Origin of the sequence: Massilia genomosp. 1 (assembly GCF_011682185.1) — a bacterium.
GTDB lineage: Bacteria > Pseudomonadota > Gammaproteobacteria > Burkholderiales > Burkholderiaceae_D > Telluria_A > Telluria_A rubra.
The window spans coordinates 38,357-59,079 of the sequence record NZ_WHJF01000035.1 but is presented as its reverse complement, the minus strand read 5'-3'; the positions used below and the strand labels follow the sequence as shown (position 1 = coordinate 59,079).

Sequence of the window (20,723 nt, the reverse complement as noted above, 5' to 3'; positions counted from 1 at the left end):
TAAAGGGTCGTTCGAGACCAGGACGTTGATAGGTCAGGTGTGGAAGTGCAGTAATGCATTAAGCTAACTGATACTAATTGCCCGTACGGCTTGTCCCTATAACCTTAGCAGGTACAGAGATAAGAAAGCGCGTTGTGCTTGTGTTGATACGCAATCACTACCCAAAGTAATACAATAAAACGATACTTCTTCCAGATTCAAGCTAGTGCTGCCCGGTCGGGAGCACCAAGCTGACCAAGTTATGCCTGATGACCATAGTAAATCGGTACCACCCCTTCCCATCCCGAACAGGACCGTGAAACGATTTTACGCCGATGATAGTGCTGCAACCAGTGTGAAAGTAGGTCATCGTCAGGCTAGTTATAAGAGAAAGGCCCCGGTAAGCCCAAGCGCGTTCAAGATCGCGCTGGTGCAAACCGGGTTTTTTTTCGTCCGCGTTTTTGTGACTTCCCCTCAAAAAGCGATTGTGAATGCCGCGCGAACGCTGCCAGTAGCGTTCGCGCGGCCGGGTGCTCACCGCCGACAGCAACTTACTGCGGCTTGTACGTCACTTTCAAGGTGTAGCTGGACGCCGTATAGCCGTTCAACAGCACATACACATCGCCATTGGCCGTCATGTTGACCGTACAGTTTTCGGTGCTGGTCGAACCATCCGACTTGCAGGTGTAGCTGGTGGTGGTCGGCACCGAGGTTTTACGCACATACAGATCGGTATCGCCCGTTCCCGTGGTCGACGACACGACCGAACCAATCGCCGCCTTGAACGGACCGAAGGTTTTCTTCTGTCCAGAGGTCAGGCTGCCGGTAAACGTTTCAGTCTTGTCGGTACCGCCCGGCGCTGCGCCATCGCTGCCCAGTTCAATCGCGAACGATGCCGCCAGGCGCGCGAATTTGAGCGAGTGATTGGCCTGGCCGCCGGAATTGGCAAACGTGTCGTTGACCGTGTGGATATATGGGTTATCCTGGGTGAACGAGGCCTCGAAAGGCATCGATGCGTAATAACCCTGCGCCGTCCACGAAGCGTGATCCGAGCAGCCATAACCGCACTTGTCGTAGCCGATCGTCAGGGTTGGCTGATACGTGGTGATCAGATTGCCGACGAAGGTGTTCTGCGCGCTGTCGGTGTAGTCGGTATAGATATAAATATCGTTGGCCGAGCCTTTATAGTTGGTCATGTCGAGCTGCATGACGCCGACCACGTTCACATTATTCGCCTTGAAATTCTGGGCAATCGCCTGCGAACCGCGCAGCCCCACTTCTTCGGCGGCATAACCGATCATCTTGATGGTGCGACGCGGCTTGTAGCCGTTGGCAATCATCGAGCGCAGCACTTCGGTCATGCTGGCGATGCCGGACGCATCGTCATCGGCCCCAGGCGCGCGCGACGTTTCGCCGGTATTGCCGATGGTGGAATCGAGGTGGCCACCGAGCACAATCACCTCGGACGGATTATCGGTCCCGGTAATGGTCAAGATCACCGATTTCTGGTTGTAGCCGGTATGCGCGAATTGCGTCACCGCGATATCGGCGCGCCCGGTGGCCATCCCGGCCCACTTCTGCTTGAGCCAGTTGGACGCGTCGGAGCCGCCCGTGGTCGTATAAAAGCGGTTCGTGAACGACGACAGTTCGGTAATCGTCGTGGCGATATTGCTGGCCTGCATTTGCGACAAGACCGGCGTCACCAGCGCTTGATTGTCGATCACGTAGCTCGGCCGGGCCAACGCCGCCAGGCTGGCGTTGGTGCTTGGGGCCGCCAGCTTGGCCAGCGCGCGCTTGCCGTCGGCTTCGGTCTCGTGATACATGTACCCGCCGCAACGCTTGAGCTCATGGTGGATCGATTCGTTCAGCTTCAGCATCTCTTCTTCGTTCACTTGCACCAGGTGAACTCGCTCCGCAGCGACTAGCCCGGCCTGGTCATTGGTCCTCACAACCTGACTCTGGCGCGCAATCGCTTGCGGTGCAACTTTTTGCAAATGCGTGTACGCGGTGTCGCCCACCGTGATCCAGCCTTTGCCGGGGGCGGCGCTGGCACTGGTGGTCGCCAGCAGCCCGGAAATCAGGACTGCAAGCAGGGCAGGCATCGCGCGACGCTGGAATTGATGCACTTGGTTCTCCATCGGATTTTCCTTTTTTATAGATGGGCGTTGTAGCCCATTTGTCGAGCGATGGCGTGACTGGTGGGTCAGACCGCGCTCATCCAAAAAACAATGCAGCCGAAATGGCCGCACCGGTCGGATGCCTGCGTTGCTAAATGGTTGTACATACTTTGCAAAAAATATTATCACGTGGAAGTACCGCACAAACTAGATTGTAGGAATTTGTTCACAGTAAATCTATATACAAATCAATGACTTACGGCAAGTTTGTATCCGTTAAGCATGAGCCGTTATGGCGAGGAACTGCCGAGCTCCACGGCGAAGGCGGCCGCCAGGCGCGCGAACTTGAGCGCGTGCATGGCTTGTCCGCCTGAGCTGGCGAAGGTGTCGTTCTTGCTGTGGATAGGGGGATTGGCGCGTGCCAGCGAGGACTCGAAGGGCATCGAGGCCGGGTAAGCTTCGGCGTGCCAGGAGGCATGGTCGGAACAGGCGTAAGCGCAGGAATCGCTACCGACGGTAACACCTGGCAAATATGCGGCGATCAATTTACGCAGGAATTCATTCTGCTCGGCGCTGCTGTAATCGTGCAGCAGATAGATATCCTTGTCCGCGCCCTTGTAATTGATCATGTCCAGCTGCAGCACGCCGACCACCTGGATGCCGGCTTGCCGGAACGCGCGCGCCAGCTCTTGCGAGCCGCGCAGGCCGACTTCTTCCGCCGCGTAAGCGATCAGCTTGATGGTGCGGCGCGGCCGGTACTTGCTTTCGCTTATGGCGCGCAGCACCTCGGTCAGGCCGGCCACGCCGGAGGCGTCGTCATCGGCGCCGGGAGCCTGCGCCGATCCCGGCTCGTCCATGGCGTTGGTGTTGATCGAATCGAGATGGGCGCCGATCACGACGACTTCATCGGCCAGGTCGGTGCCGTCGATGGTGGCAATCACCGATCCCTGCGGAAAGCCTGGGTGGGCAAAGGTCTCGACCAGCACGCCGCCGTGGCGCGCGCCGGTGGCGGCCCAGCCTTGCCGCAGCCACTCGGAGGCACGCGCGCCGTGCGGGCTGTTATAAAAGCGGTCGGGAAAGGCCGACAAGCCCGCGATCGTGCCTGCGATATGCTTGGCGTTCATGCTGGCCAGCATGGGCGTGACCGTTGCCTGGTGAGCGATCAGATAGCTTGGTCGCACCAGCCCGGCTAACGGCGCCGCCGCGCCCTGTGCCAGGCTGCGCTGCGCGCTGGCCTGGTCCGCATGCACCATGAAGCCGCCGCAATGCCCCAGCTGTTGATGCAGCAAGCGCGCCACCCGGCCCACTTCCCTGGACGGCACTTCCACCAGCACCACCGGCGCCGGGCTGATGGCTGCGGCGCTGGGAGTCGCATGCAAGCGTGCCGCCGGCATGAGCGGGCTTAACAGGCGGTAAGCCGCCTCGTCCACGGTCAGCCAGCTGGTCTGCGCCAGCGCGCGCGGCGTCGCCGCCAACAGCATTGCCAGGATCAGTATCCGCATCGCAAAGCCCTCCCTCCTGCTCGATGGAAAAAGCTTACTGCGGTTGTTCAGTAAAAGTTCAATTTTGAATGTGGGATGGTTGATCTTTGTCAAACGCGCATGTCATCCGGCCGTCACGCTCGCTCAGTACACTCTTTCGTTTTCGAATGACATCCCTGATGAGGCTTGCATGAAGTTTCTCCCGCAACTTTCCCTGATCGCCATTGCGGCGGCCATGGCCATGGCTGGCTGCGGCGGCAGCAGCGACACCGTGCGTACCGCGCCGGCGGCGCACACCGGCGTCTTCCTCGACGCCGCCGTCGAAGGGCTCGACTACGTCGCCGGCACGAACGCGCGCGCCAGCACCAATGCCAAAGGCGAGTTCTCCTGTATAGTCGGCGAAACAGTTGCCTTCAGCATTGGCGGGATGGCATTAGGCAGTGCGAGCTGCGGCACGCTGTTGACGCCGCTGTCGCTTTCGGGAGGAACCGACGTGACCGATCCCAAGGTAGTGAACCGCTTGCTGGCCCTGCAATTGCTCGACGACGATAACGACCCATCCAACGGCATCAAGCTCGGCGCCGACGCAAAAGCCGCGCTGGCCGGCAAACAGCTCGACGTCAATGCGGCCGCGCCCGTCTTCAACGCCGCGCTGGCAGGCAGCCTGGCCGGCAGCGCCTACGGCGAGCGCACCATCGACGACGACCGTCGCATGCTGGCACGCGAACATTTCGAAGATACCCTCGCCGCCAGCCTCGGCACGCCCGCGGTCGAGCAATTTACCCAGTCCACGCCGCTGGGCAAGGTGGCTACCAGCGTGACGCGCTATCAGGTCAGGGCGGCCGCCAGTTTCCACGTCCCCTACGAAGGCGCCAATGCGGCCGTGAAGGCCGAGTTTCCGCAAGGCTTCCTGCCATCCTACGGTTCCGGGCTCGCTTTCAAGGGCAAGAATGCCAACGGCGAACTGGAGTTCTACGGCCTGACCGACCGCGGCCCCAACGGCGACGGTCCGAATGTCCCCGCGCTCGACGGCCAGGGTACGATGGGCAGCAAGATTTTCCCTTCGCCCAGCTTCACGCCATCGATCGGCGTGTTCACCATCGGCAAACAGGGCGCTACCCTGAGCGCCAGCTTGCCGATCAAGGTGGCGGCCGGCGTACACGCGTCAGGCTTGCCGGTGCCGGCCGGATCGCTTGGCAACTCGGCCGAAATCCCGGTGTTTGACGCGATGACATTTGATCCCGCCGGCAAGGCCGTGTTCAAGGCCGGCGGCATCGACAGCGAAGCCATCGCCGTCGACCAGCGCCGCAACGCCCTGTGGGTCAGCGATGAGTACGGCCCCTTCCTGGCGCGCATCGACGTCGGCACGGGCATCATCCAGGCCAAATACGCCCCCGGCAGCGGCTTGCCCGCCATTCTCGCCAAGCGCCGCGCCAACCGCGGCATGGAAGGGATGACGCTCGACACGGCCAGCGACAAGATCCACGCCTTTCTGCAAAGCCCGCTCAGCGATGGCACGGCGGCCTACACGGTGACCGGCAAGAAAGAGCAGGTCGAGCGCTTTGCCCGCTTTACGCGCTGGATCGAATTCGACCCGGCGACCGGCGCGACCACCCGCATGTTCGCCTACCCGCTGGACGGCAAGGATTACGCGGACGGGCGTACCGGCAACGCCAAGCTGGGCGACATGGTGGCGCTGGGCAATGGCAAATTCGTCGTCATCGAGCAGGGCGCCGGACCCGACGGCGAGGTGTTCAACAAGCTGATGCTGGTCCAGATCGGCGAGGCCAGCAACATTCTTGCCCCTGGTTTCAATCCGGACACGTCCGACCTGGAAAAAAGCAGCATGAGCGGCACGGCGCTCAACGGCGCCAGCTGGGCCGGCGTGACGCCCCTGAAAAAGACCTTGCTGCTGGACCTGAACGCGCTCGGCTGGCTGGCTGAAAAGGCGGAAGGGCTGGCCCTGGTCGACGGCATGACCCTGGCGCTGACCAACGACAATGACTTCGGCATGGTCACCCGCGTCACCGGCCCGGACGGCAAGACCGTGGCCGCCGCCGACGTCACCAAATGCAACGTCAACGCCGCCGGCAAGCTCATCGCGAGCAGCGCCGCCGGCTGTGGCGAAGCCAACCGCATCCGCGTCGGCCGTGGCGCCGACAAGGAACGCCCGAGCCGCCTGTGGCTGATCAAATTCGACAAAGCCCTGTCGTCCTACTGATCGCCCACGGCAAAACGGCGACCGATTCGCATCGGGCGCCGTTTTGCACCATCCACACGCAGCGTTTATCAGAACGCGCGCGAAACCTTCAGTACCAGGAAGTTCACGCCGCTATTGGGCTTTTTATAGCCGCCGTTCGAGAAGTGTTGAATCTTCATGCCGACATCCCATTGATTGGCGAAGACATAGCCAGCGCCCAGGTGGTCGCCGAACTGGAACGCGGTCGACAACCGGTTCGAATCGTTGTCATAGCGCTTCGACAGCAAATTGAGGCCAATGCCCGCTTCGCCATACCAGCCGCTCATGTCGTCGGCCTGGAACCGGAACACCGGCGTGAAACCGATATTCGTGATGTTCTGGTGTTGGCCGTCCACGTCTTGATACGCATTGCCGCGCCATTGGGCAATCGAGGCATCCCAGTAACCGCTGAGGTGGGTGCCGTTCGATTGGAACCAGCGCTGGTTCCAGTCTTTTTGCACGCCAAAACGGACCATCTGGACCTTGGCGCCGCCACCGACTTCCAGCGAGGCATTGTCAATAACTTTGTCGGACGCAAACGCGCACGGGGTTGCGGCCATCACCGCGAGCGCTGCCAGCGAGGCACACAGCTTCATGTTTAACAGGGACATAGGTAGGGCTTTCTGAGATAGGCACGCTAATTCATCATGATTAGCGTGTCCGGTATTGTACCGGCGAAGCGAAAACCTCGCCTTGCATCGCGTGTGCGCGCAATTTGATAAAATGACATGCTTAACGCCGCATTGACTGCCATCCCAGGAGGCCGCCTTGACCACCCTTACCATCGCCTTTCTCGGCATCGGCCTGATGGGCCATCCCATGGCCATCCGCCTTGCTGGAGCCGGCTGGACCGTACGCGCCTGGAACCGCTCTCCCGACAAGGCCGAAGCCCTGCGTTGCGCCGGTATCGAGCCCTGCAGCGGGCTCGATGAAGCCGTGCGCGCGGCCGATATCGTCATTTCCATGCTCGCGTCCGGGGCCGTGGTGAGCGAGGTCATCGACGCCGCGCTGCCCAGCCTGCCCCCCGGCACGCTCTGGATCGACATGAGTTCGACCCAGCACGGCGAAGCGCTGGCCTTCCACGCGCGCCTGGCTGCCCATCAGGTCCGTTTTCTCGATGCGCCCGTCTCTGGAGGCGTTGCAGGGGCGCAAGCCGGCAGCCTGGCGATCATGGCCGGCGCTGCGCTCGATGACTTTGCCCGGGCAGAACCCGTCCTGCGCGCGATGGGGCGGCCCACCCTGGTCGGCCCCGCCGGCAGCGGCCAGGTTGCCAAATTGTGTAATCAGTTAATCGTCGGCGGCACCCTGAACATCGTGGCCGAGGCGCTGCTGCTGGCCCAGGCGGCCGGCGCCGATCCGGCCGCCGTGCGCAGCGCGATCCGCGGCGGCTTTGCCGAAAGCCGCATCCTCGACTTGCACGGCCAGCGCATGCTGGACCGCAACTTCATTCCCGGCGGGCAGGTCACGAGCCAGCTCAAGGACTTGCAAAACGTGCTGGTGGCCGCCGCCGAGGCCGGCCTGGTGCTGCCGCTCACCTCGGTCGTCACCGCCAACTATCGCAGCATCGCCGACGCGCACCCGCGCGCCGACCACGCCGCCGCCCTGCTGGCGCTGGAGAAAATGAATCCGGGCCAGCGCCTGGGAACGGCGCCGGACCAGTTGCCGCCGGACTAGCCTTTGGCCGGCGCCAACTGCATTTCGGCCAGCCGCACCCAGTAGCTGGCGCCGATCGGCAACAAATTATCGTTGAAGTCGTAACTGGCGTTGTGCAACTGGCATGGCCCCAGCCCGTGACCGCCGGCGCGATGGTCGCCTTCGCCATTGCCGATGAACACATAGCAACCCGGCTTTTCCTGCAGCATGAAGGCAAAATCCTCCGCACCCATGGTCGGCTCGGTATGCGCATCGACCTTGTCCAGCCCCACCACGGCTGTCATCGCCTCGACCGCAAAGGCGGTTTCGCGCGCATGATTGACCAGCGGAGGATAGTTGCGCTTGAACTGGAAGTCGACCGTGGCATTGAAGCCCGCCGCGCAATGCCGCGCCATCTCGCCCATGCGCTGCTCGATCAGGTCCAGCACCGGCGTGGTGAAGGTGCGCACGGTGCCGATCAGCACCGCTTCGTCGGGAATCACATTGGTGGCGCTGCCCGCGTGGATTTGCGTGATCGACAACACCGCCGTATCGAGCGGACTTTTCTCGCGCGACATGATCGTTTGCCACGCCTGGGCGATCTGCACCGCCACCATGACCGGGTCGACGCCACGATGCGGCTGGGCCGCATGGCAACCCTTGCCCTTGACGACCACGCGGAACTCGTTACTGGACGCCATCATCGGCCCCGCCACCACGCCGAACGTGCCCATCGGCATGCCGGGCCAGTTATGCATGCCGTACACGGCATCCATCGGAAACTGCTCGAACAGGCCGTCTTGCATCATGCGCCGTGCGCCACCGCCGCCTTCTTCGGCCGGCTGGAAAATCAGGTACACGGTGCCGTCGAAATTGCGGTGTTTCGCCAAATGATGCGCCGCGCCCAGCAGCATGGCCGTATGGCCGTCGTGACCGCAGGCGTGCATCTTGCCCGGATGGCGCGAGGCATGCTCGAAGCTGTTGATTTCTTGCATCGGCAAGGCATCCATGTCGGCCCGCAATCCGATCGCGCGGGTGGAGCTGCCGTTGCGGATGATGCCCACCACGCCCGTCAGGCCCAGGCCGCGCACGATGGGGATGCCCCATTCGGTCAGGCGGGCCGCGACCACGTCGGCGGTGCGGACTTCTTCGTAACACAATTCCGGGTGCGCATGCAGGTCGCGCCGGATCTGCTCGAGCGCACCCTGGAAGGCGATAATCGGTTCAACAAGGTTCATATCATTCTCCACTCATGCTGGAATGTTAACCCATTTGTGGCAGTTTTGTAGTCCTTCTGGGCATCAGGCTGGCAGACCGGACCTGCTTCTCATCAACAGTCCCGGAATCGTATAGAGTAAGGGTTTCAACACCTGTTTCCCTGGATCTTGCAATGACCACCACCCAAGTGAGGGCCACCTGCCCGCACGACTGTCCCGATACCTGCGCCCTGCTCATCACCGTGGAAGACGGCGTCGCCACCGAAGTCAAAGGCGACCCCGACCATCCGACCACAGCCGGCGTGCTGTGTACCAAGGTCTCGCGCTATGCCGAACGCACTTACCACGCCGAACGCCTGCTGCACCCCATGCGCAGGATCGGCAACAAGGGCGAGGGCAAGTTCGAGCGCATCAGCTGGGACGAGGCGATCGACACCATTGCCAGCCGGTTAACAGAAATCGCCGCGCGCGCCCCGCAAGCGATCTTGCCGTACAGCTACGCCGGCACCATGGGCCTGGTGCAGGGCGATTCGATGTCGGCGCGCTTTTTCCACCATCTCGGCGCCTCCTTGCTTGACCGCACAATCTGCGCCACGGCCGGCTTTACCGGCTATAAATACACCATCGGCGCCACCATCGGCACCGATGTCGAGCAGTTCCAGGATGCCAAACTGATCATCATCTGGGGTGGCAACCCGATCGCCTCCAACCTGCATTTCTGGATGCGCGCGCAGGAAGCCAAGCGCAAGGGCGCACGCCTGATCGCGATCGACCCGTATCGTTCCCTGACGGCCGAAAAATGCCACCAGCACATTGCCCTGCTGCCCGGCACGGATGCCGCGCTGGCGCTGGGCCTCATGCATGTGTTGATTCGCGACAATCTGGTCGACGACGATTACATCGCCCGCTACACCCTGGGCTACGAGCAACTGAAAGAACGCGCCGCCGAATGGCCGCCGCAGCGGGTTGCCGAGACCTGCGGCATTACGCCCGAGGAAGTCGACAACCTGGCGCGCGAGTACGGCGAAACGGCCCGGCGCGGCGAACCGGTGGCGATCCGCACCAATTACGGCGTGCAACGCGTACGCGGCGGCGGCATGGCTGTGCGCAACATTACCTGCCTGCCGGCCCTGGTCGGCGCCTGGCGCCATCCTGCCGGTGGGGTCCAGTTGTCGTTGTCGGGTTCGTTCCCGACCAACAAGCAAAAGCTGCAACGTCCAGACTTGCTCAAGCAACCGGTACGCACCATCAACATGACCACCATCGGCGACGATTTGCTGCGCGACACATCAAGCGCATTCGGCCCGAAGATCGAGGCCGTGATCGTCTACAACGCCAACCCGCTGGCGATCGCCCCCGATTCCGGCAAGGTCATGCGCGGCTTTGCGCGCGAGGACCTGTTCACCGTCGTGCTCGAACATTTCCAGACCGACAGCGCCGACTACGCCGACATTGTGCTCCCCGCCACCACCCAGCTGGAACACGTGGACGCCCACAGCACCTACGGCCACCTGTACATGATGGCCAACAACGCCGCCATCGCGCCGCTGGGCGAAGCCAAGCCCAACACCGAAATCTTCCGCCTGCTGGCCGCGCGCATGGGGTTTACCGACCCGTGCTTCCAGGAAACCGACGACCAGCTGGCCGCGCAATCGTTCGATGCCAGCCATCCGCGCGCGATTCATTTCGACTGGGAATCGCTCAAGCGCAAAGGCTGGCAAAAACTGGCGATGCCGGCCGCGCCCTTTGCTGAAGGCGGTTTCCCCACGCCATCGGGCAAATGCGAATTCTATTCGGCCAGCATGCTCGCCGACGGACTCGACCCGCTGCCGGCGCATATTGCGCCCTACGAATCGGTGGCGAGCAACCCGGTGCTGGCGGCAAAATATCCGCTGGCCATGATTTCCCCGCCGGCGCGCAATTTCCTGAACTCGACCTTTGTGAACGTGACCAGCCTGCGCGCGACCGAAGGCGAACCGCATCTCGACATCCATCCCGACGACAGCGCCGCGCGCGGCATCGAGCATGGCCAGATGGTGCGCATTTTCAACGACCGCGGCGCCTTTGTCGCCAGGGCGCGGGTCACGCCGAAAGCGCGCGCCGGGCTGGTGGTGGGCCTGTCGGTATGGTGGAAGAAACTTGCCAGCGACGGCAAGAACGCCAATGAAGTGACCAGCCAGCGCCTGACCGACATGGGCCGCGCGCCGACCTTTTACGATACGCTGGTGCAGGTGGAAAAGGTGTAAAACCCAAAGGGGGTGCGCGATGAAACTCAGCAGACGGGCCCGCAACGGCCTGATGGCAGGCACGGCGGCATTGCTGCTGGCAAGTTGTTCCAGCCTGAATTATTACCGCCAGGCGGCCCAGGGCCAGCTGACCCTGCTGTCCGACGCGCGCTCCATCGACGACTGGCTGAACGACCAGGCCACCGACGCCAAGCTGCGCATGCGCCTGGCCACGGCGCGCCAGATCCGCACCTTCGCCGTCAAGGAACTGGGCTTGCCCGACAACAACAGCTACAAGAATTACGCGGCCCTGAGCCGGCCGTTTGTGCTGTGGAACGTGGTGGCCGCGCCGGAACTGTCCTTGAAACCGATCCAGTGGTGCTTCCCGGTGGCCGGCTGCGTCACCTACCGCGGCTACTACAGCAAGGAAGACGCCACCGAGTATGCGCGCGTGTTGCGCGAGGAAGGCAACGATGTCTCGGTCGGCGGCGTGCCGGCGTATTCCACCCTGGGCTGGTTCAACGACCCGCTCATTTCCACCTTCATCCACTATCCCGACGCCGAACTGGCGCGCCTGATTTTCCACGAGCTGTCGCACCAGGTGGTCTACGTGGCGGGCGACTCGCAATTTAACGAATCCTTCGCCAGCGCGGTGGAAGAGGCCGGCGTGGAACGCTGGCTCAGCGGTTACGGTAACGACACCATGCGCGCGAACTACCTCGCCATTTCGGCGCGCAAGAAACAATTTCTCTCCCTGCTGCTGGGCTGCCGCGATGCGCTCGACAAAGCCTACGCGTCCAAAGCCAGCGTCGCCGAAAAACGCGCCGCCAAAGCCCGCCTGTTCCAGAAGTTGCAGGACGATTACCAGCTGCTCAAGGCGAGCTGGGGCGGTTATGCCGGCTACGACCGCTTCTTCGCCGAGCCGCTCTCGAACGCCCACTTGGCCTCGATCGCCACCTACAACGATTTCATCCCGGCCTTCCGCGCCCTGCTGGCGCGCGAAAAAACGTTTGCGCGTTTCTACGCCGCCGCCAAGGCCTTGGCCGAACTCGACCGCGACGAGCGCCACCGCCGCCTGAAAGCGCTGGCCGGCGCCTGAACAAACGCCGGCAATTTTTCCGCCATACCAATGGGTGTTGCGGCACTGCACCAAAAGCTGTGTGCATCAAGCCTGTCTGAAATAGCAGCAAAAGCGCTTGCATCGAAGCGCATCGCCCGATAGCATCACAGACAGCGTAATAAAGCGCACGCTCGGTTTATTTTCTTGAGTGCAAAAAATACTGGTCGGCAATGTGCGCCGAACCCACATAACGATAATATTGAGACTGAGGCACATATGGACAAGATTTGGCTGAAATCCTATCCCGCGAACGTCCCTGCGGAGATCGATCCCGACCAGTACGGCTCGCTGGTGCAATTGCTCGAAGAGTCCTTCAAGAAATTCGCGACCCGCAACGCCTACGTCTGCATGGACAAATTCCTCAGCTATGCCGAGCTCGACCAGTATTCGACACGCATGGCCGCCTGGCTCCAGAGCCGCGGCCTTTCCAAGGGCGCGCGCGTGGCCGTGATGATGCCCAATGTGCTGCAATATCCGATCGCCATCGCCGCCATCCTGCGCGCCGGCTACACCGTGGTCAACGTCAACCCGCTGTACACGCCGCGCGAACTGGAGCACCAGCTCAGCGATTCCGGCAGCGAAGCGATTATCGTCCTGGAAAATTTTGCCCATACCCTCGAACAAGTCCTCGTCAAAACCCCGGTCAAGCACATCGTGGTGGCCAGCATGGGCGAGCTGCTCGGCGGCGTGAAAGGCGTGATCGTCAATTTTGTCGTGCGCAACGTCAAGAAAATGGTGCCCGCCTTTTCGCTGCCCAACGCCGTGCGCTTCAAGGACGTGCTGGCGCAGGGCGAAAAAATGACCTTTACCCCGGTCAAGGCGAGCGCCACCGATGTCGCCTTCCTGCAGTACACGGGCGGCACCACGGGCGTATCGAAAGGGGCGACCTTGACCCACCGCAACGTGATCGCCAACGTCCTGCAAAGCGAAGCCTGGTCGCAGCCGGCGCTGGTCAAGGCACCCGTGGTCGAGCAGGTGGTGATCGTGTGCGCGCTGCCGCTGTACCATATCTTCGCACTGACCTGCTGCGCCATGTGGGGCATGCGCGTGGGCGCCCTGAATATCATGATTCCCAATCCGCGCGATATCGGCGGCTTTATCAAGGAACTTTGCAAATACAAGATCAACATGCTGCCGGCGGTCAATACCCTGTATAACGCGCTGCTCAACCATCCCGATTTCACCAAGGTCGATTTCTCGGGCCTGAAGATTTCCAACGGCGGCGGCATGGCGACCCAGCAGGCCGTCAACGACAAATGGAAAAAGGCGACCGGCACTTGCATCATCGAAGGCTACGGCCTGTCCGAAACGTCGCCGGTGGCCACCTGCAACCGTTCCGACCTGACCGAATTCACGGGCCACATCGGCATGCCGGTGCCATCGACCGACGTTGCGATCCTCGACGACGACGGCAGGCCGGTGGCGCTGGGCCAGTCGGGCGAAATCGCGATCCGCGGCCCGCAGGTCATGGCCGGCTACTGGAACCGTCCGGACGAAACGGCCAAGGTCATGACGGCCGACGGCTTCTTCAAATCGGGCGACGTCGGCATCATGAACGAGCACGGCTTCATAAAAATCGTCGACCGCAAAAAGGATATGATCCTGGTCTCCGGCTTTAATGTGTACCCGAACGAACTCGAAGAAGTCATCGCCAAGCATCCGGGCGTGCTTGAATGCGCCTGTGTCGGCGTGCCGGACGAGCATTCGGGCGAAGCGGTCAAGGTGTTCGTGGTGCGTAAAGACCCGACCCTGACGGTCGAACAATTGATGGCTTACTGCAAGCAGGAATTCACCGGCTATAAGAAGCCGAAGTACATCGAATTCCGCAGCGAGCTTCCGAAAACCAATGTCGGCAAAATCCTGCGCCGCGTGCTGCGCGATGAAAAGCATGCGGCGTAAGCGGCATCGCCACGGAGAATAATACATTCGCTTATTTAGCGGCACGACCGCCCGCGGGCGGTCTTTTGCATTCACAGTTACAGTAAAAAAGACGAGGCATAGATGGACAAGTTTTGGCTTAAGTCGTACCAGGAGGGCGTGCCTGCGGAAATCGATTACACGCAATACCGCTCGCTCACCCACCTGCTGGAAGAAGCGTTCCGCAAGTACGCCGACCGCAAGGCCTACGTTTGCATGGACAAGTCCATCACCTACGCGGAACTGGACCGCATGTCGGCGCAGATGGGCGCCTGGCTGCAAAGCCGCGGCCTGAAACCGGGCGCGCGCGTGGCCATCATGCTGCCCAATGTGCTGCAATATCCGGTGGCCATGGCCGCCGTGCTGCGCGCCGGCTACGTGATCGTCAACGTCAACCCGCTCTACACCCCGCGCGAGCTGCAGCACCAGATGATCGACTCGGGCGCCGAAGCCATCGTGGTGCTGGAAAACTTTGCCCACACGGTGCAGGAAGTGCTGGCCAAGACCCAGGTCAAGCACGTCATCATGGCCACCATGGGCGACCTGCTCGGCCCCCTGAAAGGCATGATCGTCAACCTGGTGGTGCGCAAGGTCAAAAAAATGGTGCCGGCCTTTTCGCTGCCGGACGCGGTCCCGTTCAACAAGGTGCTCGCCGAAGGGGCGCGCCTGACGCTCACGCCGGCCACGCTCGGCCACGACGACATCGCCTTCTTGCAGTACACCGGCGGCACCACCGGCGTGTCCAAGGGCGCGGTCCTGCTGCACAAGAACGTGATCGCCAACGTGCTGCAGAACGAAGCCTGGCTGCAGCCGACCCTCGACACCCTGCCCAAGAACCAGCAACTGCAATTCGTGTGTGCGCTGCCGCTGTACCATATCTACTCGCTCACCGTGTGCTCGCTCATGTCCACCCGCCTGGGCGGCATGAACCTGCTCATTCCGAACCCGCGCGACATGCCGGGCTTCGTCAAGGAATTGAGCAAATACCGCATCAACGTGTTCCCGGCGGTCAATACCCTGTACAACGGCCTGCTCAACAACGCCGAATTCGCCAAGCTCGATTTTTCCAGCTACAAGGTGTGCAACGGCGGCGGCATGTCGGTGCAGCAGTCGGTGGCGGACCGCTGGCTCAAGCTGACCGGCACCCCGATCATCGAAGGCTACGGCATGTCCGAAACGTCCCCGGTGGCCACCGCCAACCGCTGCGACATCAAGGAATTCACCGGCTCGATCGGCCTGCCGTATCCGTCCACCGACATCGCCATCCTCGACGACAACGGCAATCACGTGGCGCTCGGCGAACGCGGCGAAATCGGCATCCGCGGCCCGCAGGTCATGGCGGGCTACTGGAAGCGCGACGACGAAACCGCCAAGTCGATGACCGCCGACGGTTTCTTCAAGACCGGCGACATCGGCATCATGGATGAACGTGGCTACACCAAGATTGTCGACCGCAAGAAAGACATGATTCTGGTCTCGGGCTTTAACGTCTATCCGAACGAAATCGAAAGCGTGATCTCGTCGCATCCGGGCGTGCTCGAATGCGCGTGCATCGGCGTGCCGGACCATAATTCGGGCGAAGCGGTCAAGCTGTTCGTGGTGCGCAAGGACCCGAACCTGACGGCGGAAGACCTGCTCGAATTCTGCAAGGAGCAGCTCACGGCCTACAAAAAGCCGAAGTACATCGAGTTCCGCACCGATCTTCCGAAGACCAACGTCGGCAAGATCCTGCGCCGCGAACTGCGCGACCCGGCGCCGGTCGTCACGGCTTGATCCCGACGGGAGCCGCTAGACTTGGCGCGCTCCCGCTTTGCCGTTGGCCACTTCAAAGCTCGCCAGCGTCGCCTTGCCCGACTGCGCAATGCGCACATCGTCCAGCCCGACGAACACGGTCGTGGTCTTGTCCGGCGTCACATCCATCAGCATGAACCCGCGCTTGTCGCTGCGCCCGTATTTGGTATGCGGGTTCATCTCCAGATACTGCAAGGTGCGCGCCTGCGGCCGTGAGCCCGACGTCACCGAGGTCCCGCAAAACTCGGTCGCGATGACCGGATTGCGCCTGGACGAGGGCCGGTTAAAGTCACCCAGCAAGTCCGACGCATAAAACGTGTGTACATCGCCCGCCAGCACCACCGGATTGGCCGCGCCGCTCTTGCCCAGCGCCTCGAACAGCCGCTGGCGCGCCACCGGATAGCCATCCCACCCATCATTCCAGAAGCGCCCGTCGGCGGTTTTGTGTACCGGCACCTGGCTCGATTGCGCCATCGGCGTCTGCTGCGCGATCAGGTTCCAGCGCGCCTTCGACGAAGTGAACCCCTCGGCCAGCCACCCCTCCTGCGCGCGTCCCAGCATCGAGCGGCCCGGGTCGCGCAGCGCCGCGCAGGCGCGCGTGACCGAGCTCGAACCACCCCGCCCTGCCGGCGCACAAGCATGCGTGGCGCGGTACTGGCGGTCGTCGAGCACATGAAAGCGCGCCAGCCGCCCCCAGTCGTAGCGCTGGTACATGCGCATGCCGGCGTACTCGCCCGGCCGCGCCAGCACCAGTCGCAGCGGCATATGCTCATAAAACGCCTGGTAGGCCGCCGCGCGCCGCAATGCAAAGCCGGCATCGAGCCGTTCGTCGCGCTCGCCCGCGTAATCGTTGGCCACCTCGTGGTCGTCCCAGGTCACGATCCACGGCGCCGCCAGGTGCGCGCCCTGCAAATCGGGGTCGCTCTTGTACTGGGCGTAGCGCGCGCGGTACTCGGCCAGCGAAAACGATTCCGCCGTGCGCACGGCCGAAGCAGGGTGCGCCAGCTGGTACGGCCCCCACTCATAAATATAGTCGCCCAAAAACGCCACCAGGTCGGGCGCGGCGGCGGCGATGTGGCGGTGCGCGGCGTAGCTGCCGAATTCCCAGTGCTGGCATGAGGCCACCGCCAGCTTGAGCGCGGCCGGCATGGACTCGGGCGCCGGCGCGGTGCGCGTGCGTCCGGCCGGGCTGACCGCCTCGCCCAGCATGAAGCGATACCAGTACCAGCGCGCCGGTTCCAGTCCGCGCACGTCCACATGCACGCTGTGCGCCAGCGCCGGCAGCGCGCTGGCCGTGCCCCTGGCCGCGATGCGGGTGAACGCCTGGTCGTGCGCCACTTCCCAGCGCACCGAAAAGGCGACCGGCGGCGTGGCCGCGGCGTTCAATGGATCGTTCAGGATGCGCGTCCACAGCAGCACCGAGTCGGGCAGGGGAGAGCCGGAGGCCACCCCCAGGCTGAATGGATAGCTGGTACCGGCTGGACGCGCGTAGGCGCCCGGCAGGGCGATGCCGCCGGCGGCAAGCGCCGCGTACTGAAGGAAGTGGCGGCGCGGCGCGTCCACTCAGCGCTCTTGCGGGAACATCAGCTCATCGAGCGCCGGCACCTTGCGCGGCTTGCGGTCGTCGCCCGTGGCGACATAGGTCAAGGTGGCCTCGGTTACCTTGACGGTGTTGGCCTGCAGTCGGTTACGCTCGGCGTAGACTTCCACGTAAACCGTGATCGAGGTGTTGCCCACCTTGGTGATATCGGCATAAAAAGACAGAAGATCGCCGACGAACACCGGATTTTTGAAGACGAACGAGTTCACCGCGACGGTGGCGACGCGCCCGTTGGCGCGCCGGGTGGCCGGCAGCGAGCCGGCGATATCGACCTGCGCCATGATCCAGCCGCCGAACACATCGCCGTAGACGTTAGCGTCGGAGGGCGCGGGCATGACACGCAGCTCGGGCATCTTGCCGGCTGGGAGACCGCGGGGGGCGGGAGCGGGTACTGTGTTTTCTGGCGTGGTCATCGTAAATTCTCTTGAAGGGCTACAATCGACCGGAATTGAACCACAAATACCCGAGCTCCGCCATGCGCCGTCATTCCTCCCCTCCGCCTCCCGTCGACCCGACCGCCCCGCGCCGCAGCGACTGGGGCACCTTGAAGACCCTGATTCCCTACCTGTGGGTCTACAAATGGCGCGTGATGGCGGCCCTGGGCTGCCTGATCGCCGCCAAGCTGGCCAACGTCGGCGTGCCGCTGGTGATGAAACGGCTGATCGACCAGCTGACCATCAATCCATCGAACCCGAAGGCGCTGCTGGTGCTGCCGCTCGGCGCGCTGGTCGCCTACGGCCTGCTGCGCCTGTCCACCACGGTCTTCACCGAGCTGCGCGAATTTTTGTTCGCGCGCGTGACGCAACGCGCCGTGCGCACCATCGCCCTGCGCGTGTTCCGCCACCTGCACGCGCTGTCGCTGCGCTTTCACCTGAACCGCCAGACTGGCGGCATGACGCGCGATATCGAGCGCGGCACGCGCGGCGTCAGCTCGCTCATCTCGTACACCCTGTTTAACATCCTGCCGACCCTGGTCGAAATCACCCTGGTGCTGGGCTACCTGGTGACCCACTACGACATCTGGTTCAGCGCCATTACCGGCGTGGCGCTGGTGACCTACATTGCGTTCACCGTCATCGTGACCGACTGGCGCACCCACTTCCGGCGCACCATGAACGACCTCGATTCCAAGGCCAACACCAAGGCGATCGACTCGCTGATCAACTACGAGACCGTCAAATACTTCGGCAACGAAGATTACGAAGCGGCGCGCTACGACGAAGGCTTGAAACACTACGAGAACGCCGGCGTCAAGTCGCAAACCTCGCTGTCGGTCCTGAACACCGGGCAATCGCTGATCATCGCCACCGCCGTCACCCTGATTCTGTGGCGCGCGACCGAAGGCGTGATCGCCGGCAGCATGACCCTGGGCGACCTGGTGCTGGTGAACTCCTTCATGATCCAGCTCTACATCCCGCTCAACTTCCTGGGCGTGATCTACCGCGAAATCAAGCAGAGCCTGGCCGACATGGAGCGCCTGTTCTCGCTGCTGGACCAGAACCGCGAAGTGGCCGACAGCGCCGGGGCCAGGGCGCTCGCCACCCACGGCGCCCAGGTCGCGTTCTCGAACGTACACTTCAGCTACGAAACCAAGCGCCAGATTTTGTTCGACGTCGATTTTACGATTGCGGCCGGCACCACCACCGCCGTGGTGGGCCACAGCGGCTCGGGCAAGTCGACCTTGTCGCGCCTGTTGTTCCGCTTTTATGACGTCAACAGCGGCGCCATCACCATCGACGGCCAGGACTTGCGCAACGTCACCCAGGAATCGCTGCGCCGGGCGATCGGCATCGTGCCGCAGGATACGGTGCTGTTCAACGACAGCATCGAATACAACATCGCCTACGGCAAGCCGGGAGCGAGCAAGGACGACATCGTCGCCGCCGCGCGCGCCGCCTCCATCCACGACTTCATCGAAACGCTGCCGGACGGTTACGCCACCATGGTGGGCGAGCGCGGACTGAAACTGTCGGGCGGCGAAAAGCAGCGCGTAGCGATCGCGCGCACCCTGCTCAAGGACCCGGCGATCCTGATTTTTGACGAAGCCACCTCCGCCCTCGACTCCAAGGCCGAACAGGCGATCCAGGCCCAGTTGAAGGAAATCGCGAAGAACCGCACCACCCTGGTGATTGCGCACCGCCTCTCGACGGTGGCCGACGCCGAGCAGATCCTGGTGCTCGATCATGGGCGCATCGTGGAACGGGGAACGCATTACGCGCTGCTGGCGGCGAAAGGCCTGTACGCCCAGATGTGGGAACGGCAGCAGGCCAGGCAGGATGAGGAAGAGGTGGAGTCGCCGCTCGACGTGGAATAAGCGGGTGGGCACGCCGTGCCCACCGCCAAAGCAGTGTTAAAGCGCAGTTAGTAGGTGTAGAACATGCGCTGGATTTCCTTGGTGCTGCTGGTTTTGGTCAGCGCCAGCATCAGCAGGATGCGCGCCTTTTGCGCATTGAGCGTATCGGCCGCCACGAAGTCCAGCTGATCGTCATTGGCTTCGCCGTTGCGTGCCAAAATGCCCTGTCCCACGCGGCTGGCGCGCACGATGATCGCGCCCTTGGCGCGTGCCGCTTTCAACGACGGCACCACCTTGCCGGCCAGGCTGCCGTCGCCCACGCCAGCGTGGACGATGCCCTTCGCGCCGGCCGCCATGAAGGCGTCCACCGCGACCGGATTCATGTTCGCATAACCGTACACGATGTCGACCTGCGGCAGCGACGTCAGCGCGCCGATATCGAACTCGGTCTCGGTCGTGTGCTTGCGCACCGACTGGCGATAGAAGAAAGGCTTGCTGCCCTGGATGTAGCCGAGCAGGCCCAGTTCCGGCGTGCGGAAAGAGTCCAGGGTCGAGGTATTGACCTTGGTGACATCGCGCGCGGACTGGATCTGGTCGTTCATCGCCACCAGCACGCCCTTGCCGACCGCTTCCGGGCTGGCGGCCAGCATCACCGAGTTATACAGGTTGATCGGGCCGTCGGCCGACAGCGCCGTCGATGGCCGCATCGCCCCGACCAGCACCACCGGTTTACGGCTCTTGACCACCAGGTTGAGGAAGTACGCGGTTTCTTCCAGCGTGTCGGTGCCGTGCGTGATGACGATGCCATCGACGTTGTTCTGCGCCAGCAGCACGTTGACCCGCTTGGCCAGCGTGAGCCAATGCTCGTTGCTCATGTTTTCGCTGGCGATCTGGAACACCTGCTCGCCGGTGACGTTGGCCACCTTCGACAGTTCCGGCACCGCCTTGATCAGGTTTTGCACGCCCACCGTGGCGGCGGTGTAGCCGACCGTGGTGGTGCTGCTCGCGCCGGTGCCGGCGATGGTGCCGCCGGTGGCCAGGATGGTCACGTTGGCCAGCTTGGGCGCGGCGCTTTCGGCCTGCACCGCACTGCTCACCGCCACCAGCATGGC

At 62.7% G+C, this 20,723-nt stretch carries 14 protein-coding genes and 2 rRNA genes; 9 read left to right on the top strand and 7 right to left on the bottom strand.

Going from position 1 to position 20,723, the window contains the following annotated elements:
* Both F1735_RS15280 and rrf read left to right on the top strand, forming a co-directional pair.
* A 23S ribosomal RNA gene (locus F1735_RS15280) occupies positions 1-98 on the top strand; the annotation flags it as partial.
* Positions 99-244: 146 nt separating this feature from the next.
* Positions 245-357 (top strand): 5S ribosomal RNA (gene rrf, locus F1735_RS15275).
* Between the two features lie 173 nt (positions 358-530).
* On the opposite strand, the gene F1735_RS15270 is transcribed toward rrf, so the two are convergent.
* Positions 531-2,117 (bottom strand): M20/M25/M40 family metallo-hydrolase, encoded by a 1,587-nt coding sequence (locus F1735_RS15270; protein WP_187364255.1) that lies wholly within the window; start codon positions 2,115-2,117, stop codon positions 531-533.
* Positions 2,118-2,386: 269 nt separating this feature from the next.
* Positions 2,387-3,598 carry a M20/M25/M40 family metallo-hydrolase gene (locus tag F1735_RS15265; protein WP_229505796.1) on the bottom strand — a complete coding sequence of 404 codons (1,212 nt, stop codon included), beginning with the start codon at positions 3,596-3,598 and terminating at the stop codon, positions 2,387-2,389.
* Positions 3,599-3,767: 169 nt separating this feature from the next.
* Between F1735_RS15265 and F1735_RS15260 the strand changes: the two genes are divergently transcribed.
* Entirely contained in the window at positions 3,768-5,798 is a 2,031-nt protein-coding gene (locus tag F1735_RS15260) for an esterase-like activity of phytase family protein (RefSeq protein ID WP_167237733.1), read from the top strand.
* Between the two features lie 68 nt (positions 5,799-5,866).
* On the opposite strand, the gene F1735_RS15255 is transcribed toward F1735_RS15260, so the two are convergent.
* A complete protein-coding gene (locus F1735_RS15255) occupies positions 5,867-6,427 on the bottom strand; it encodes an acyloxyacyl hydrolase (RefSeq protein WP_167237732.1) in 561 nt (186 codons plus the stop codon).
* A 157-nt stretch (positions 6,428-6,584) separates the two neighbouring features.
* Between F1735_RS15255 and F1735_RS15250 the strand changes: the two genes are divergently transcribed.
* Positions 6,585-7,490, top strand: coding sequence for an NAD(P)-dependent oxidoreductase (locus tag F1735_RS15250; protein ID WP_167237731.1), 906 nt, complete (start codon positions 6,585-6,587; stop codon positions 7,488-7,490).
* Here F1735_RS15250 and F1735_RS15245 read toward each other — a convergent pair.
* A complete protein-coding gene (locus F1735_RS15245) occupies positions 7,487-8,686 on the bottom strand; it encodes a M20 aminoacylase family protein (protein WP_167237730.1) in 1,200 nt (399 codons plus the stop codon). The two genes, F1735_RS15250 and F1735_RS15245, sit on opposite strands and share 4 nt — an antisense overlap.
* 152 nt (positions 8,687-8,838) lie before the next feature.
* Between F1735_RS15245 and F1735_RS15240 the strand changes: the two genes are divergently transcribed.
* From F1735_RS15240 to F1735_RS15225, 4 genes are all read left to right on the top strand, one after another.
* Entirely contained in the window at positions 8,839-10,911 is a 2,073-nt protein-coding gene (locus F1735_RS15240) for a molybdopterin-containing oxidoreductase family protein (RefSeq protein ID WP_167237729.1), read from the top strand.
* A gap of 19 nt (positions 10,912-10,930) precedes the next feature.
* Positions 10,931-11,989, top strand: a complete 1,059-nt coding sequence (locus tag F1735_RS15235; protein WP_167237728.1) for an aminopeptidase — start codon at positions 10,931-10,933, stop codon at positions 11,987-11,989.
* Positions 11,990-12,226: 237 nt separating this feature from the next.
* The gene (locus F1735_RS15230; protein WP_167237727.1) at positions 12,227-13,909 is read left to right on the top strand and encodes a long-chain fatty acid--CoA ligase; all 1,683 of its coding nucleotides are present in this window, start codon (positions 12,227-12,229) and stop codon (positions 13,907-13,909) included.
* A gap of 102 nt (positions 13,910-14,011) precedes the next feature.
* Positions 14,012-15,700, top strand: a complete 1,689-nt coding sequence (locus F1735_RS15225; RefSeq protein WP_167237726.1) for a long-chain fatty acid--CoA ligase — start codon at positions 14,012-14,014, stop codon at positions 15,698-15,700.
* 15 nt (positions 15,701-15,715) lie between these two features.
* On the opposite strand, the gene F1735_RS15220 is transcribed toward F1735_RS15225, so the two are convergent.
* Together F1735_RS15220 and F1735_RS15215 are read right to left on the bottom strand one after the other, a co-directional pair.
* Positions 15,716-17,281, bottom strand: coding sequence for an alkaline phosphatase D family protein (locus F1735_RS15220; protein ID WP_167237725.1), 1,566 nt, complete (start codon positions 17,279-17,281; stop codon positions 15,716-15,718).
* Positions 17,282-17,731 carry an acyl-CoA thioesterase gene (locus F1735_RS15215; RefSeq protein ID WP_167237724.1) on the bottom strand — a complete coding sequence of 150 codons (450 nt, stop codon included), beginning with the start codon at positions 17,729-17,731 and terminating at the stop codon, positions 17,282-17,284.
* Positions 17,732-17,793: 62 nt separating this feature from the next.
* Here F1735_RS15215 and F1735_RS15210 point away from each other — a divergent pair, with 62 nt between their 5' ends.
* Positions 17,794-19,632, top strand: coding sequence for an ABCB family ABC transporter ATP-binding protein/permease (locus F1735_RS15210; protein WP_167237723.1), 1,839 nt, complete (start codon positions 17,794-17,796; stop codon positions 19,630-19,632).
* A gap of 47 nt (positions 19,633-19,679) precedes the next feature.
* Here F1735_RS15210 and F1735_RS15205 read toward each other — a convergent pair whose 3' ends face one another.
* On the bottom strand, positions 19,680-20,720 hold the full coding sequence (locus F1735_RS15205) for a type II asparaginase (protein ID WP_373888530.1): 1,041 nt from the start codon (positions 20,718-20,720) through the stop codon (positions 19,680-19,682).
* Positions 20,721-20,723: the final 3 nt, after the last annotated feature.

Excerpts from the sequence above, each read along its gene's own strand:
- F1735_RS15260 (WP_167237733.1), top strand. The coding sequence starts at position 3,768 with ATGAAGTTTCTCCCGCAACTTTCCCTGATCGCCATTGCGGCGGCCATG.
- F1735_RS15215 (WP_167237724.1), bottom strand. The coding sequence starts at position 17,731 with ATGACCACGCCAGAAAACACAGTACCCGCTCCCGCCCCCCGCGGTCTC.
- F1735_RS15225 (WP_167237726.1), top strand. The coding sequence starts at position 14,012 with ATGGACAAGTTTTGGCTTAAGTCGTACCAGGAGGGCGTGCCTGCGGAA.
- F1735_RS15210 (WP_167237723.1), top strand. The coding sequence starts at position 17,794 with ATGCGCCGTCATTCCTCCCCTCCGCCTCCCGTCGACCCGACCGCCCCG.
- F1735_RS15270 (WP_187364255.1), bottom strand. The coding sequence starts at position 2,117 with ATGGAGAACCAAGTGCATCAATTCCAGCGTCGCGCGATGCCTGCCCTG.
- F1735_RS15240 (WP_167237729.1), top strand. The coding sequence starts at position 8,839 with ATGACCACCACCCAAGTGAGGGCCACCTGCCCGCACGACTGTCCCGAT.
- F1735_RS15255 (WP_167237732.1), bottom strand. The coding sequence starts at position 6,427 with ATGTCCCTGTTAAACATGAAGCTGTGTGCCTCGCTGGCAGCGCTCGCG.
- F1735_RS15235 (WP_167237728.1), top strand. The coding sequence starts at position 10,931 with ATGAAACTCAGCAGACGGGCCCGCAACGGCCTGATGGCAGGCACGGCG.
- F1735_RS15230 (WP_167237727.1), top strand. The coding sequence starts at position 12,227 with ATGGACAAGATTTGGCTGAAATCCTATCCCGCGAACGTCCCTGCGGAG.
- F1735_RS15245 (WP_167237730.1), bottom strand. The coding sequence starts at position 8,686 with ATGAACCTTGTTGAACCGATTATCGCCTTCCAGGGTGCGCTCGAGCAG.
- F1735_RS15205 (WP_373888530.1), bottom strand. The coding sequence starts at position 20,720 with ATGCTGGTGGCGGTGAGCAGTGCGGTGCAGGCCGAAAGCGCCGCGCCC.
- F1735_RS15265 (WP_229505796.1), bottom strand. The coding sequence starts at position 3,598 with ATGCGGATACTGATCCTGGCAATGCTGTTGGCGGCGACGCCGCGCGCG.